The sequence below is a fragment of the Solwaraspora sp. WMMA2080 genome (genome assembly GCF_027497395.1).
Lineage (GTDB): Bacteria > Actinomycetota > Actinomycetes > Mycobacteriales > Micromonosporaceae > Micromonospora_E.
In genome coordinates, this window is the sequence record NZ_CP114910.1 from 1,835,161 (window position 1) to 1,849,068 (window position 13,908).

Annotated in this window: 17 protein-coding genes; 7 read left to right on the plus strand and 10 right to left on the minus strand. The window is 70.7% G+C overall.

What is annotated here, in order from left to right:
• Positions 1 to 232: 232 nt before the first annotated feature.
• On the plus strand, positions 233 to 1,201 hold the full coding sequence (locus O7543_RS08285) for an aldo/keto reductase (protein ID WP_281554372.1): 969 nt from the start codon (positions 233 to 235) through the stop codon (positions 1,199 to 1,201).
• On the opposite strand, the gene O7543_RS08290 is transcribed toward O7543_RS08285, so the two are convergent.
• Both O7543_RS08290 and O7543_RS08295 read right to left on the minus strand, forming a co-directional pair.
• On the minus strand, positions 1,186 to 1,725 hold the full coding sequence (locus O7543_RS08290; protein ID WP_281554371.1) for an RNA 2'-phosphotransferase: 540 nt from the start codon (positions 1,723 to 1,725) through the stop codon (positions 1,186 to 1,188). The two genes, O7543_RS08285 and O7543_RS08290, sit on opposite strands and share 16 nt — an antisense overlap.
• Positions 1,722 to 2,417: a hypothetical protein gene (locus O7543_RS08295; protein WP_281554370.1), complete on the minus strand. Its 696-nt coding sequence runs from the start codon at positions 2,415 to 2,417 to the stop codon at positions 1,722 to 1,724. Before O7543_RS08295 ends, O7543_RS08290 begins: the two co-directional genes overlap by 4 nt.
• Positions 2,418 to 2,526: 109 nt before the next feature.
• Here O7543_RS08295 and O7543_RS08300 point away from each other — a divergent pair, with 109 nt between their 5' ends.
• Genes O7543_RS08300 through O7543_RS08315 form a run of 4 tightly spaced genes read left to right on the plus strand, consistent with a single transcriptional unit; the run spans position 2,527 to position 5,699 of the window.
• Positions 2,527 to 3,102: an IS607 family transposase gene (locus O7543_RS08300; RefSeq protein ID WP_281554369.1), complete on the plus strand. Its 576-nt coding sequence runs from the start codon at positions 2,527 to 2,529 to the stop codon at positions 3,100 to 3,102.
• Positions 3,099 to 4,529: an IS607 family element RNA-guided endonuclease TnpB gene (tnpB, locus tag O7543_RS08305; RefSeq protein ID WP_281554368.1), complete on the plus strand. Its 1,431-nt coding sequence runs from the start codon at positions 3,099 to 3,101 to the stop codon at positions 4,527 to 4,529. The genes O7543_RS08300 and tnpB overlap by 4 nt, the downstream gene beginning before the upstream one ends.
• An 18-nt stretch (positions 4,530 to 4,547) precedes the next feature.
• Positions 4,548 to 5,294, plus strand: a complete 747-nt coding sequence (locus O7543_RS08310) for a MerR family transcriptional regulator (RefSeq protein ID WP_281554367.1) — start codon at positions 4,548 to 4,550, stop codon at positions 5,292 to 5,294.
• Positions 5,295 to 5,306: 12 nt separating this feature from the next.
• Positions 5,307 to 5,699, plus strand: a complete 393-nt coding sequence (locus tag O7543_RS08315) for an MmcQ/YjbR family DNA-binding protein (RefSeq protein ID WP_278168459.1) — start codon at positions 5,307 to 5,309, stop codon at positions 5,697 to 5,699.
• An 85-nt stretch (positions 5,700 to 5,784) separates the two neighbouring features.
• On the opposite strand, the gene O7543_RS08320 is transcribed toward O7543_RS08315, so the two are convergent.
• Complete coding sequence (locus tag O7543_RS08320; protein WP_281554366.1) at positions 5,785 to 7,095, minus strand: ISAs1 family transposase; 1,311 nt, start codon at positions 7,093 to 7,095, stop codon at positions 5,785 to 5,787.
• A gap of 288 nt (positions 7,096 to 7,383) precedes the next feature.
• Here O7543_RS08320 and O7543_RS08325 point away from each other — a divergent pair, with 288 nt between their 5' ends.
• Together O7543_RS08325 and O7543_RS08330 are read left to right on the plus strand one after the other, a co-directional pair.
• The gene (locus O7543_RS08325) at positions 7,384 to 8,148 is read left to right on the plus strand and encodes a helix-turn-helix transcriptional regulator (RefSeq protein WP_281554365.1); all 765 of its coding nucleotides are present in this window, start codon (positions 7,384 to 7,386) and stop codon (positions 8,146 to 8,148) included.
• The gene (locus O7543_RS08330; RefSeq protein WP_281554364.1) at positions 8,139 to 8,339 is read left to right on the plus strand and encodes a DUF397 domain-containing protein; all 201 of its coding nucleotides are present in this window, start codon (positions 8,139 to 8,141) and stop codon (positions 8,337 to 8,339) included. The genes O7543_RS08325 and O7543_RS08330 overlap by 10 nt, the downstream gene beginning before the upstream one ends.
• Before the next feature lie 25 nt (positions 8,340 to 8,364).
• On the opposite strand, the gene O7543_RS08335 is transcribed toward O7543_RS08330, so the two are convergent.
• The 7 genes from O7543_RS08335 to O7543_RS08365 are packed head-to-tail and all read right to left on the minus strand — an operon-like array spanning position 8,365 to position 13,908.
• Positions 8,365 to 9,411, minus strand: a complete 1,047-nt coding sequence (locus O7543_RS08335) for an amidohydrolase family protein (protein WP_281554363.1) — start codon at positions 9,409 to 9,411, stop codon at positions 8,365 to 8,367.
• Positions 9,381 to 9,905 carry a 3-hydroxyanthranilate 3,4-dioxygenase gene (locus O7543_RS08340; RefSeq protein ID WP_281554362.1) on the minus strand — a complete coding sequence of 175 codons (525 nt, stop codon included), beginning with the start codon at positions 9,903 to 9,905 and terminating at the stop codon, positions 9,381 to 9,383. The genes O7543_RS08335 and O7543_RS08340 overlap by 31 nt, the downstream gene beginning before the upstream one ends.
• A 5-nt stretch (positions 9,906 to 9,910) precedes the next feature.
• The gene (locus tag O7543_RS08345; protein ID WP_281554361.1) at positions 9,911 to 10,342 is read right to left on the minus strand and encodes a RidA family protein; all 432 of its coding nucleotides are present in this window, start codon (positions 10,340 to 10,342) and stop codon (positions 9,911 to 9,913) included.
• Positions 10,339 to 11,127, minus strand: coding sequence for a fumarylacetoacetate hydrolase family protein (locus tag O7543_RS08350; protein WP_281554360.1), 789 nt, complete (start codon positions 11,125 to 11,127; stop codon positions 10,339 to 10,341). The genes O7543_RS08345 and O7543_RS08350 overlap by 4 nt, the downstream gene beginning before the upstream one ends.
• Positions 11,124 to 12,155: a 4-hydroxy-2-oxovalerate aldolase gene (gene dmpG / locus O7543_RS08355; RefSeq protein ID WP_281554359.1), complete on the minus strand. Its 1,032-nt coding sequence runs from the start codon at positions 12,153 to 12,155 to the stop codon at positions 11,124 to 11,126. The genes O7543_RS08350 and dmpG overlap by 4 nt, the downstream gene beginning before the upstream one ends.
• Entirely contained in the window at positions 12,152 to 13,078 is a 927-nt protein-coding gene (locus O7543_RS08360; RefSeq protein WP_281554358.1) for an acetaldehyde dehydrogenase (acetylating), read from the minus strand. Before O7543_RS08360 ends, dmpG begins: the two co-directional genes overlap by 4 nt.
• A complete protein-coding gene (locus O7543_RS08365; protein WP_281555540.1) occupies positions 13,078 to 13,908 on the minus strand; it encodes a fumarylacetoacetate hydrolase family protein in 831 nt (276 codons plus the stop codon). Before O7543_RS08365 ends, O7543_RS08360 begins: the two co-directional genes overlap by 1 nt.

Below are 13,908 nucleotides of genomic sequence, written 5' to 3' on the forward strand. Positions count from 1 at the left end.
TAATCATTGCTTTGTTTCGATGTCTACGACGCCATCTCTGTGATACTAGTCAATGTCTGGGAAATCTCGAACAGACGGAGATGACTCGTCTCGGCCAACCCTCCCGGCAACCTGGCCGACGGCTGGCACACCGATCACCTCGTAGGTGACCGAGCCGGTCCACGGTTGACCTCGAGCGCGCTCCAGGTGCAATCCTGAGTCGCAACAGGATCATCGGAAGGAGCACATGACGATGGAACAGCGACCTCTCGGCAGCGTCGGACCGGTCAGCGTCCTCACCCTCGGTGGGGGCGGGCTGGGCCAGGTGTGGGGCGTCACCGACCGGGACGAGGCGGTGGCGACCGTACGGGAGGGGGTCGACGCCGGCATCGACCTGCTCGACGTCGCTCCCGGCTACGGCGACGGCGAAGCGGAACGGGTGGTCGGCGCGGCCTTCGACGGCAACCTGCCGGCCGGCGTACGGGTCGTCACCAAATGCGGGCTGGGCAACCCGGCCGCCGGTGACGTCGCGGCCCTGCTGGAGAAGTCCCTCGACGACAGCCTGCAGCGGATGCGACTGTCGTTCGTTGACGCGCTACTGCTGCACAATCCGATCGTGGCACAGGCCGCCCCGGGCACCACCGGGGTCACCTCCGCCGATCTGTTCACCGAAGCCGTCCGGCCGGCGTTCGAGGACCTGGTCCGGCGCGGCCGGATCGGCGCCTGGGGGATCACCGCCGTCGAGGAGCCGGACGTGATCATCCGGGTGCTCGGCGATCAGCCGTCCCCGGCGGTCGCCCAGTGTGTGACGAACCTGCTGGACTCCCCCGGCGATCTCCTGATGCCCGGCAGCGGGGGCTCCCGGCCACGCGACATCCTGACGGCCGCCGGCCGGCACGGCGTCGGAGTGATGGGCATCCGGGCGGTTGCGGCCGGCGCGTTCACCGACGCCGTCGACCGGGACCTGCCGCCGGAGCATCCGACCATGGTCGACTTTCGGCGGGCCGCGCCGCTGCGCGAGCTGGCCGGCGAGCTGGGTGAGTCGGCCGCCTCGCTGGCCCACCGGTACACGCTGTCGATGCCCGGCGTCGACACCGTTGTCCTCGGCGTGAAGAACCGCACTGAGCTGCGCGAATGCCTGGCCGCGGCGTCCGCCGGTGTGCTGCCGGCCGACCTGATGGCGACCATCGGGGCCCGCGTCGGTGCTCAGATATCCAAGTAGCGGGGCGGCACCGCGTCGGTCAGCCACACCCCGTTGGCGCTGCGATAGAAGAGGTGACCGTCTCGGGCCATCGCCGCCGCGTCGACGGTGAGGATTACGACGCCACCGGCCCGCCGGGCACCGACCCGGCGGGCCGTGTCGGTGTCCGCCGACAGGTGTACGTGATGGCGTCGGGCCCGGTGCAGCCCGGTGGCCCGGATCGAGTCGAGCGCGGCGGCGGTGGTGCCGTGGTAGAGCCGTTGCGGCGGAGGCAGCGCGACCAGCCCCAGGTCGATCGGGACCGAGTGTCCCTGGTTCGCCCGGATCTGCTCGGTGCCGTCGGGGTCGCGGCGCAGCGCGAACCGTTGTTTGCCGTCCCGCTCGACGACGGTGTCCAACTCCAGCCGGGTGATCCGCAGCGCGTCGAGCAGGTCCGTCACCGGAATCCAGCCGGCCGGGTCCAGTTCGAGCGCGAACCGGTCGGGCGCGTGGCGCAGCGCCAGTGACATCCGTTTGCTCATTCTGACCAATACCTTGTCGTTCACACCGGCATTGTCGCCGTACGGCGCACCCGCCCGCATCGACATTGCCGCCAGCCGAGCACGCCCCACCAGAGCATCACCGGTAGATGCAGGGCATAGCCGAGCTGTTCCGCAGCTGCCGACGGGCCGTCGGTCCCGGTGGTCCAGGGCAGGACCACGCCGGCGGCACCGGACACTGCGACGGCCACCCCGGCACAGCGCAGCCCGGTCGGCAACGCGATGCCGGACGCGGCCGCCACGGTCGCAGCCACCCAGAGCAGCCCGGCCAGGTTGACCGTCCACTTCGCGGTGAGCAGCAGCCCTTCCGCCACCGCCACGGCAGCCGGTTGGTTGGGGTCGGCGGCGAGCTGGGTGACCGCCAGGTTTCCGGCGTCGTGCAGCAGCCCGGCCAGGCCGGCGCCGGTCAGCAGTCCGCCGGCCAGCACGGACAGGTGTGCGCGGGGACGGTCGGGACGCGCGGCCAGCACCAGACCGGCGGCGAGCAGGGCGAGCCAGCCGATCACGTCGAGGGCCAACTCGATCAGGTGCAGCTCGACCCGGGCGTGCACCGCCGTCAGCACGGCGGCCGGGTCGGCCGGGTTCAGGGTCAACCCGGATGGCACGGCGATGCCGACACCGGCGAGCATGGCAAGCAACGACCCCAGCAGCAGTACGCCCGTCAGCCGGGCGGCGGAATCGCGTTCAACGGCACTCATGGCGGCACGCTAGAACCCTGCCGCAGGGGCAGAGTCAACACTGGGGGGTTCACAACTGTTCACTCTTTCGTGATCAAATATGTGAATCTGTGAGTGTTAGTATCGTCTGGTGAAGCTTGCCGAGTGGGCGCGCCGTAACGATGTGCACCCGCAGACCGCGTACCGCTGGTTCCGTGAGGGGACCATGCCGGTGCCCGCTCGGCGTCTTCCGTCCGGCACGATCATGGTGGAGGTGACCGGCGACGCCCGGCAGGGTCAGGTCGCCGTCTACGCCCGGGTGTCGTCGGTCGATCAGCGGGCCGACCTGGACCGGCAGGTCGCTCGGGCGACAACCTGGGCCACCGAGCGGGACATGGCCGTCGCTCGGGTGGTGACCGAGGTCGGGTCCGCGTTGAACGGGCGGCGCAAGAAGTTCCTCGGGCTGCTGCGCGACCCGGCCGTGTCGACGATCGTGGTCGAGCACCGGGATCGGTTCGCGCGGTTCGGTGCCGAGTACATTGAGGCGGCGCTGGCCGCGCAGGGCCGCCAGTTGGTGGTGGTCGATCCGGCCGAGGTGGACGACGACCTCGTGCGGGACGTCACGGAGATCCTCACCAGTTTCTGCGCCCGGCTGTACGGCCGCCGCGCGGCGGCGAACCGGGCCAGCCGTGCCGTGGCCGCCGCCACCGCCGAGGACGGGTCGTGAAGCGGTACGAGCCGCCGGCTGGCTGGACCGTGCAGGCGTACCGGTTCGCCCTCGAACCGAGTGACGCACAGGTTGCCGGTCTGCGCCGGAACACCGGCGCGGCCCGGTTCGTGTACAACCACATGCTGCGGCGGGTAAGCGCGGTGAAGGCACAGCGCGCCGCCGAGGCCAGCTACGGAGTGGCCGAGGCGGACCTGACGCCGTGGCAGGGCTGGTCCCTGCCGGACCTGCGACGCACCTGGAACGAGATCAAGCAGTGGGTGGCGCCGTGGTGGGCGGAGTGTTCCAAGGAGGCGTTCAACACCGGCCTGGCGAACCTGTCCGCGGCGCTGGGCAACTGGCACGCGTCACGCACCGGCACCCGCAAGGGCCGCCGGGTGGGCTGGCCCCGTGCCAAGAAGAAACACGGCCGTAGGTCGGCCCGGTTCACCACGGGCGCGATCCGGGTCGACCCCGGCCACCGGCACGTGGTGCTGCCCCGCCTGGGTCGCGTCCGCACCCACGAGTCGACCCGCAAACTGGCCCGCCGGGTACGGGCGGGCACCGCGACGATCCTGTCCGCCACGGTCACCGAGACCGCCGGCAGGTGGTTCTGCTCGTTCCAGGTCGCGGTCGGACGCACGGTCGGACGGCGGCCGGCGCACGCGCCGAAAGCCGGCCGGGTCGTCGGCGTGGACGCCGGGATCCAACACCTGGCGGTGCTGTCCACCGGTGAGATGGTGCCGAACCCGGCGCCGTTCAAGGCCGCGTCGCGCAAACTCGGCAAGGCCCAACGCCGGGCCGCCCGGCGGATCGGCCCCTACGACCCGCGGACCAGACGCGAACGGACCGCGTCCAACCGGTGGCGGCGGGCACAGGACGCGGTGGCTCGACTGCACGCCACGGTCTCGGCCGTCCGCGCCGACTCGTGGCACCACCTCACCACCCGCCTGGCGCAGCGGTTCACCACGGTCGTGGTCGAGGACCTCCACGTGGCCGGGATGGTCCGCAACCGCAGGCTGGCCCGGTCCCTGACCGACGCCGCCCCGGCGACGCTGCGACGGCACCTCGGCTACAAGACCGGCTGGTACGGCAGCACGTTGTGCGTCGCCGACCGGTGGTACCCCAGCTCCAAGACGTGCTCCGCCTGCGAGACGGTGAAACCCAAGCTGTCGTTGGCCGAACGCGTGTTCCACTGCACCGCGTGCGGACTGTCCCTGGACCGGGACGTCAACGCGGCACGAAATCTTGCCGCACTCGTACGGCACGTCGACCTGGAGTTGCCGGGCGACGTAAAAACAGGACGTGGAGCCTACGTAAGACCCGTAAGGCCTGCATCCGCAGGCGGGGCGGCGGGCCGTGAAGCGTCAAGACCGGTTCATCCGGTCAACGTCGCCCGGCAACGGACGACTGCCAATCATGAGTCACGTTTACTCACTGAAAGGTAACGGCAGGAGGACACCAGCGTGTGGCGGATCGGTGAGCTGGCGCGCATGGTCGGGGTGTCTGAGCGCACCCTGCGGCACTACGACAAGGTCGGGCTGCTGCCGCCGGCCACGACGGACCAGCTCACCGGCTACCGGTGGTACGGCGCGGCCGAACTGACCCGGTTGGAACGCATCCGTGGCCTACAACGCCTCGGCCTGCCGCTGCGCCGGATCGCCGACCTGCTGGACGCCCCCGACGCCCAGCTGCGGCAGGCCCTGGTCGAGACCGTGACGGCGCTGCGCGACGATATCGCCGCCCGTATGGCGACGGTGGCCGCCGCCGAGGACCACCTCGCCGGTACGGCGTCGGTGCTGCCGCAGGTCGCCCGGGTCGGTGCCCGCCGGCTGCGGGTGCAGCACGTACGGGTGGCCGATCCCACCGAGTTGGCGGCGGTGTGTCCGCAACCGCCGACGGTGCTGCTGACCTGGCTTCGTGGCTGGCCTGCTGAGCCGGGTTTCCGGGCGGCGGTGGCGACCGAGGGTCCTGGCGAGCGGCTCGACCTGCCCGCCCGTACCGTCGTCCGGGCCGTCGTGCCGCCGACGACCGGCGTGGTCCGCGCCGGACTCGACCTGTTCGCCTGGCTGCCCCGCCACCACTTCACGGTCGCCGGTCCCACGACGGAGGATCACCTGGTCGACGGTGACGGTGCCGCTGTCACCCTCCTGGAGATCCCGGTCGTGGCTGCCCTGGCCGGCGAACGGAGCCGAAGTGTCAGCCGGGTGTGATTACCTACCGCTATGCCGCACCCGATCATGTTCGACGACGCCGACCCGCTGCTCGCCGAGGTACGCCGGCTCGCGCTGGCCTTCCCCGACGCCGCCGAGAAGATCTCGCATGGGCATCCGGCGTTCTACACCACCAAGGTGTTCGCCTACTACGGCGGCTCGGTGAAGGTCGAGGGCGTCTACCAGCAGCATGATCACTCCGTACTGGTGCTGGTGGACCCGGACGAGCGGGCGGCGCTGCTGGCCGAGCCGCGCTGTTACGCCCCGGCGTACCTGGCCAGCTCCGGCTGGGTGGGGGTGGATCTGGCCGACGACACCGACTGGGCGGAGATCGGCGAGCTGCTCGACGCCAGCTACCGGCGGACCGCCGGGCCTCGCCGGGTGGCCCGGCTCGACGCCCGGTAGGTCGACGCATCAACAGGTCGACAGAACCCCATCCGACGGCACGGCCCCGGCGTTGTTCCTCTATGTCTGACTTGATCATTGTTTGTCAGATGTCGTAGACGGCGAAGGTGTCGGCGCGGTCGTGGAGGTCACGGCGGGCGTGGGCGATGTTGGCGCGTCCGGCGAGGCGGAAGGTGTTCAGGGCCAGGTTGCGCATGGCGGCCAGGTTGCGGGGAGCCGCACCCGTCCTGAGCTGGGAGTCGTCCTCGTTGAAGGTGACGTCCCGGGTCCAGTGCAGGCGGGTTTCCACCGACCAGTGTCCTCTGACGTAGGCGTTGAGGTGTTGCGGTCCGGCCTGGGTGGCGTCGAGGCTGACGATGCCGTGGATGATCTGTTTGCTGGTGCGGATCCCGTCGAGTCCGCCGGTGTCGCGGCGTAGCCGGAAGACCTGGCGGGCTCCGGGGAACAGGGTGTCGTCGCAGCCGGTGACGCGGATCGTGCGGCGTTCGGTGCGTCCGTGTCCGCGATCGGCGTCGGCGTCGGTCCGGTCGGCGAACTCGGTGTCGGTGCCGGACAGCAACGTGTGGGCGGCGCGCAGGGCGAGCGGCTGGTTCCCCTTCAGGATCAGCATGTAGTGGGCGTTCAGGGTGTCGGTGATCAGCCGGGCGGTTTTCCTGGTGGTGTGCAGGGCGTCCAGGGTGAGGAGCATGCCGGCGACGTCGAGCTGTGTGAGTAGGTCCTCGGTCGCGGTGGCCTCGCCGCGTTTGTCGGCGACCTGGCGTTGGCCCAGGATCACGGCACGGTCGTGGGTGACGGCGGCGACCAGGAACACCTGTCCGGTGGGGGTGCGGGTGCCGTGCAGCAGTTTCCCGTCGATCGCGGCTGCGGGCAGCAGCCCGGCCGGTGCCGGGTGGGTGAACGCCCGGGTGGCGGCCCGGCGTTGTTCGCGTTCGGTGGGTTCGTCGACGCTGGTGGGGATCCGTGGGGCCGGGGCGTCGCCGCGTGCCACGTCCGCGGCGTAGCCGCAGGTCGCCGTGTCGAGGGCGTCGCCGTCGACGGCGTCCAGGACCCGCCGGAAGGTCCGTTCGCTCGGGACGAGGTAGCGGCTGGTCAGTGGGTCACGGCGGGCGCCGAGGCGGTGCAGGACGTCCTGTGGGGTCCGGGCCGCCCACTGCCGGATCGCGGTCAGGCTGTCGTTGCCGGCGACGAGGGTGGCACACGCGGTCAGGACCAGGATCACCAGCAGCGGATGGCGCCGTCCGCGCGGCCGGCGGGGGTCCGGCACCCGGGCCAGGCGTGCTACCAGGGGCGACACCATCGACAAGGGATCGGCCGGGCCGGTGGAGAGTTCGGCTTCCCACAACGCCAGATCGGCGAGGTGGTCAACAACGGGGTCGGTCAGGGAGGATGTCGTCACGAGCGCGGCTCCAGCGATGAACTTCGAGGCTAGTCACCCGCAAGATCATCAGGAGTCGCGCTCGTCCCGCAACTCAGCCGATGTCCGATTTTCAACACGGACAGAACGACTCAAGCCGGAACAACGCCGGGGCCGTGCATCCGACGGAACCCGATATCGATCACACAAACTATCCGGAATTCATCCGATCTCCATCATGGACTCCGACTTGTCGCACTGATAGAGGTAGGGGTGGCATTCGACGCACCGCCCCACAATCAGCAGATCGGGGATCCGACAATGCACGAGGTGCACCGCATCATTCGCACACTGCGCACCGAGCGCGGGCTTTCCCAGCAGCAGCTCGGCGCGTTGATCCAGCTCAGCGCGTCGTCGATCGGCAGTTACGAGAACGGCCGCCTGGTCCCGGTGCAGCAGAACGCGAAGATCCTCGACGATGTGCTGGGCAGCGGCGACCGCGTGCAGCGCGCCTCCGCCGAGGCGCGCGGAATGTCCTTCGCCGGTTTCCTGCGCCCGTGGGCCGAAATGGAGGAGCGGGCCACCCTGCTGCGGTCGTTTCAGCTCGCGGTCGTCCCGGGTCTGTTGCAGACCCGGGAGTACGCCGAACGGCTGTTGCGCGTCGGCCCGGTCGACGACGTGCCGACCCGGCTGGCGAACCGGCTCACCCGCCAGCAGGTGCTCACCCGCGCCGACGACCCGGCCGAGTTCATCGCCGTCATCGACCGCGGCGTGCTGCACCGCCAGGTCGGCACGCCGGAGCAGATGGCCGAGCAGCTGCGCAGTCTCGCCGAGGCGGCGGCACGCCCCAACACCTGGGTGCACGTGGTGCCGGGCAGCGCCGACGCCTACCACGGGCTCAACGGCTCGTTCGCGATGGCGACCGTGGACGATCACGTGTTCGGCTACGTCGATTCCCATTTCGGCGGTGACGTGATCAGCAACCCGGCCGACGTGCAGACATTGGAGCGGTCCTGGGAAGGTGTCCGCAGCTATGCTCTGCCTGTCGAGGAGTCCCACGACATGATCCTGAAAGCGGTGCAGACATGGAGCTGAGCACCACCCCTCGCTGGCGCAAGTCGACCCGCAGCAACCCCGCTGGCGGTGACTGTGTCGAGGTCGCCGACAACCTCCCCGGCCGGGTCCACGTCCGCGACACCAAGGACCGCGACGGCGGCACCCTGACCTTCGCCCCCGCCGCTTGGTCCGCCTTCGTCACCCTGGCCAAGATCACGTCCGTACGCTGACCGGCTCCGCCAACGGTAAGCTGGGTCAGCCAGTGAGGTAGCGGCGGGCGTTTCCGCCGCGCAGGGCGACCCGCTGGTCGGCGGTGAGGAAGTCCGCCTTGTCGAGCACCGCGCCGACCGGCCGCTCCCCCAGCGGGTACGGGTAGTCGCTGCCCAGCAGCACCCGGTCGGCACCCATCGTGTCGACCAGCAGCCGCAGCGCCGCCGGGTCGAACACCACCGAGTCGACGTAGAACCGGTCGACGTAGTGGCTCGGCGGGTGCGCCGACCGACCGCGTACCACGTCGCCCCGGCGGTGCCAGGCGTTGTCGGCGCGGCCCAGCCAGAACGGGAAGCTGCCGCCGCCGTGGGCGAAGCAGATCCGCAGCGTACGGGGCAGCTGGTCGAAGCCGCCGCCGAGGATCAGCGCGAGAATCGACAGGTGGGTCTCGGCGGGCATGCCGGACAGCCAGCGGGCCATCCACCGGTCCAGCCGTGGCCCGTCCGGCATGTCCCACGGGTGGACAAACACGGGTGCCCCGACGTCGGCGCAGTGCCGCAGGAAGGCGACGACGCCGGCGTCGTCGAGGTCACGGTCACCGACGTGGTTGCCGATCTCCACCCCGGCGTGCCCGGCAGCGAGGCAGCGGTCCAGCTCGGCGCAGGCGGCGTCCGGGTCCTGCAACGGCACCTGGCAGAACGGGATCAGCCGACCGCCACCGGCGGCGGTGACCTCCAGGGTCAGGTCGTTGAAGATCCGGGCCACCTTCACCGCCTGGTCTGCCGGCCGGTCGTAGGCGAAGAACACCGGCGTCGGGGAGACCACCTGCATGTCGACCCCGTCGACATCCATGTCGGACATCCGGGTGGCCGGGTCCCAGGTCTGCGGGCCGACCGGCCGGAACTCCGTCTGACCCACCATGATCATGGCGGCGCGTTCGGAGTCGACCCGCAGCCACGGCCAGCCGGTCCCGCCACAGGCGGCGGCGAGATCCGGCCAGCCCTTGGGCACCAGGTGGGTGTGGACGTCGATGGTCTGCCCGGCGTCGGTCACGGTGAGGCTCAGCCCTTGCCCGGGTGCAGCGCGCCGCACTTGTCGCAGGTACGCGCGGACTCGTCACCGTAGAAGGCGGTGAAGACCGGCGGCAGGTCGGCGACGATGTCGCGGACCTGCAACTCCACCTCGTGCACCAGGTTTCCGCAGTCGAGGCAGTACCACTGGAACTTCTCCAGGGTGCCCTCCTCGCGGACCCGTTCGATGACGACACCGATCGAGCCGGCCTCCGGGCGTTGCGGCGAGTGCGGTACGAATCCGGGCAGCACCCACATCTGGCCTTCGCGGATGTGCACGGTCTGCGGCCCGTCGTCGGTCATCAGGTTGACGTGCATGTTGCCTTTGACCTGATAGAAGAATTCCTCGTACGGGTCGACGTGGAAGTCGGTGCGCTGGTTGGGGCCGCCGACGACCTGCACGATGAAATCGTCGCCGGTGGGGAACATCTGCTTGTTGTTCACCGGCGGCTTGAGCAGGTGCTCGTTCTCGCTGATCCAGTTGGGAAAGTTGACCGGTTCGGCGATGTCGCTCACGGGTGTCACTCCTTCCGGGTGGGGGCGTCGGCCGGTGCCACGGCGACGGCCTGGATCTCGATGAGCAGGTGCGGGTGGGGTAGTTGGTGGACGGCGACGGTGGTGCGGGTCGGTCCGGTGTGGTCGAAGTTCTCGGCCCAGACCTGGTTGTAGCCGCCGAAGTCGTTCATGTTGACCAGGTAGGTGGTGACGGAGACCAGGTCGGTGAGGCCGGCGCCGGCGGCGGCGAGCAGGTCGGCGATGTTGGCGATGACGGCGCGGGTCTGTTCCCGGATGTCGAGTTGGGTGGTGCCGTATTCGTCGACGGTGGCGCCGGCGATGGTGTTGTCGGGGCGGCGGCTGGACGTTCCGGAGACGAAGATGAATCCGCCAGCTGTTTTGACGTGTGGAAATTTGCCGCGTGGGGTGGCTTTGCCGGTGACCAGGTGCGCGGTCATGATCGGTCACCTCCTGCGTTGGTGGTGAAGGCGGCGGTGCCGAGCCCTTGGACGGTGGCCCGCACGTGCGCGCCGGGGGCCAGCGGCACCGCGGCGGTGGCCGCGCCGGCCAGGAAGATCCAGCCGGCCCGCAAAGCCGGGCCGTGCCGGTCGGCGAGGGCGACGCCGGCGGCGAGGGCCCGGCGGGGGTCGCCGAGGATCGCGGCGGTGGATCCGGTCTGCACCGTGCGTCCGTCGATGTCGAGGAGTACGCCGAGGTTGTCGACGCCGTCCGGGACCGGCTGCCAGGGCCCGACGACGTACAGGGCTGCCGAGGTGTTGTCGGCGATCACGTCGGGCAGCGAGAAGGTGAAGTCGCGGTAGCGGGAGTCGATGACCTCCAGCGCGGGGGCGACGGCCCGCACCGCGTCGGTGAACGGCATCCCGGGTGTCGGCGGCCGGTCGAGGAGGAAGGCGATCTCCGGTTCGACCCGGGGGTGGATCAGTCCGGAGATGTCGACGTTGCCGCCGTCGGGCACCTGCGTGGTGTCGGTGAGTTGGCCGAGGATCGGGGAGTCGACGCCGACCTGGACCATCTTCGCCTGGCTGGTCAGCCCCATCTTGGCGCCGACGAGGCGTTCGCCCCGGCCGGTGCGGCGGGCGATCAGGGCCTGCTGCACCGCGTAGGCGGCGTCGACGTCGACCCGGTGGGCGGCGGCGAGTTGCGGAATCGGGGTGCCGGTGACGGCCGCCTCGTCGAGCCGGGCGGCCAACCCGGCGAGGTCGACGTCTGCGCTGGTGGTCACTGCGCACCTCCGTGGGCGGTGTTGGCGGCGTCGGCGAGGTCGAGGGCGACGTCGGTGATCATGTCTTCCTGGCCGCCGACCATCCTGCGGCGGCCGAGTTCGACCAGGATGGACCGCACGTCCAGGTTGTAGCGGTCGGCGGCGCGTTCGGCGTGGCGCAGGAAGCTGGAGTAGACGCCGGCGTAGCCGAGCGACAGGGTTTCCCGGTCGACCCGGACCGGCCGGTCCTGCAGCGGCCGGACCAGGTCCTCGGCGGCGTCCATCAGGGCGAACGTGTCGCAGCCGTGTTTCCAGCCGTGCAGGTCGGCGACGGCGGTGAAGACTTCGAGGGGGGCGTTGCCGGCCCCGGCGCCCATGCCGGCGAGGGAGGCGTCGACCCGGGTGGTGCCGTGCTGCACGGCGATCACACTGTTGGCCACGCCGAGGGACAGGTTGTGGTGGGCGTGGATGCCGATCTGCGTTTGCGGGTCGAGCACGGCCCGGTAGGCGTCGACCCGGGCGGCGACGTCGTCCATCAGCAGCCGGCCACCGGAGTCGGTGACGTAGACGCAGTGCGCCCCGTACGACTCCATCAGCTTGGCCTGCTGCGCGAGCCCTTCGGGGGTGTTCATGTGCGACATCATCAAAAAGCCGGCGACGTCCATACCCTGGTCGCGGGCCCAGCCGATGTGCTGGGCGGCGATGTCGGCCTCGGTGCAGTGGGTGGCGATCCGGACGCTGGTGACGCCGAGGTCGCGGGCCGCCCGCAGGTCGTCGATGGTGCCGATGCCGGGCAGCAGCAGCGTGGTCAACGTCGCCCGGCTGATCGACTCGGCGGCAGCACGGATCCAGTCGGCGTCCGACGCCGCGCCGTGGCCGTAGGTGACGGACGAGCCGGCCAGGCCGTCGCCGTGGGCGACCTCGATCGCGTCGACGCCGGCCGCGTCCAACGCGGCGGCGATCTGCCGCACCTGGTCGACGGCGTAGCGGTGCCTGATGGCGTGCATGCCGTCGCGCAACGTGACGTCCTGGACGTACAGGCGGGTCATGACCGTGCCTCCGCTCGGACAGCGACCAGACGTTCGGCGGTACGCAACGCGGCCGAGGTCATGATGTCGAGGTTGCCGGCGTACGCGGGCAGGTAGTGCCCGGCACCGGAGACCTCCAGGAACACCGACACCTGGGTGCCGGTGAAGTGGCTGCCCAGCGCCGGCACGTACGCGTCGACCGGGTCGAACTGCACGGCCTGTTTGAGCCGGTAGCCGGGCACGTACCCGGCGACCGACGCCACCATGGCGTCCACCGAGGCGGCCACCCGGCCGGTGTCGACGCCGGCCGGGATCAGGCAGTAGACGGTGTCACGCATCAGCAGCGGCGGGTCCGCCGGGTTCAGCACGATGACCGCCTTACCTGTGCCGGCACCGCCGACGACCTCCAGGGCGCGGGCGGTGGTCCGGGTGAACTCGTCGATGTTGGCCCGCGTGCCCGGACCGGCCGAGCGGGACGCGATCGACGCGACGATCTCCGCGTACGCGACCGGGGCCACCCGCGTGACGGCGGCGACGACCGGCACGGTCGCCTGCCCACCGCAGGTGACCATGTTGACGTTCGACACGCCCAAATGAGCGTCCAGATTGACCGGGGGCACCACGTACGGGCCGACCGCGGCCGGGGTCAGATCCACCACCGTCCGGCCGTAAGCCTGCAGGATCTCGTTGTTGCGCCGGTGCGCGCCGGCCGACGTGGCGTCGAAGACGAGTCGCACGTCGGCGAACTCGGGCATCGCCACCAGGCCGTCGACGCCGTCGGCGGTGGTCGCCACACCCAACCGGCGGGCGCGGGCCAGCCCGTCCGATTCCGGGTCGATGCCGACCATCGCCACCATGTCCAGCGACTCCGACAGCCGCAGCACCTTGATCATCAGGTCGGTGCCGATGTTGCCCGACCCGATCACCGCCACCCCGACACCCACTACGACCCCTCCCCTGACTCGCCGTCGGCCGACCGGTCGGCCGGTTTCGCGCTGAATCTGGTCCGCACCGAGCCGAGCCCGGCGATCCGTGCCTGGTACGCCGCTCCTGGGGTGACCGGCACCATCGGGCCCAGCGCGCCGGAGAGCACGACGTCACCGGCCCGCAACGGATCCCCCGCAGCGGCCATGGTCGAGGCCAGCCAGGCGACGGCGTGCACCGGGTTACCGAGGCAGGCGGCACCGGCACCCACCGACACCGGCACACCGGCGGACTCCAGCACCATGCCGCACCCCCGCAGGTCCACGTCGGCCGGCGGCACCGGCCGATCGCCGAGCACGAACAGCCCCGACGAGGCGTTGTCCGCCACCGTGTCCACGATGGAAATGTCCCAGTCGGTGATCCGGGAGTCGACGATCTCGACCGCCGGCAGCAGGAAGTCGGTCGCCCGCAGCACGTCGACCACGGTCGCCGGCCCGTCCGGCAGATCCGCGCCGAGCACGAACGCCACCTCCGCCTCCACCCTGGGCTGGATCAACCCACCCAGGTCGACCTCATCACCATCCGGCACCGCCATGTCGGCGAACAACACCCCGAAATCCGGCTGGTAGACGCCGAACGCGGCCTGCACCACCGGCGACGTCAGGCCGATCTTCGCCCCCACCCGACGCCGCCCGGCCCCTGTCCAACCGGCCACCAACTCCCGCTGCACCGCGTACGCGGCCGCCACGTCACCGACCGGCAGCAGCCGGTCCCGCAGCGGCGGGCACGGCACCCCGGTGTCGTACGCCCCGGTCAACGCCGCGATGGCGGCCTCGATGTCCACAGTCAC

What these genes read in the sequence shown, in the direction of transcription:
- O7543_RS08330 (WP_281554364.1), top strand. Translation starts at nt 8,139, where the DNA reads ATGGAGCTGAGCACCACCCCTCGCTGGCGCAAGTCGACCCGCAGCAAC.
- O7543_RS08285 (WP_281554372.1), top strand. Translation starts at nt 233, where the DNA reads ATGGAACAGCGACCTCTCGGCAGCGTCGGACCGGTCAGCGTCCTCACC.
- O7543_RS08345 (WP_281554361.1), bottom strand. Translation starts at nt 10,342, where the DNA reads ATGACCGCGCACCTGGTCACCGGCAAAGCCACCCCACGCGGCAAATTT.
- O7543_RS08295 (WP_281554370.1), bottom strand. Translation starts at nt 2,417, where the DNA reads ATGAGTGCCGTTGAACGCGATTCCGCCGCCCGGCTGACGGGCGTACTG.
- O7543_RS08315 (WP_278168459.1), top strand. Translation starts at nt 5,307, where the DNA reads ATGCCGCACCCGATCATGTTCGACGACGCCGACCCGCTGCTCGCCGAG.
- dmpG (WP_281554359.1), bottom strand. Translation starts at nt 12,155, where the DNA reads ATGACCCGCCTGTACGTCCAGGACGTCACGTTGCGCGACGGCATGCAC.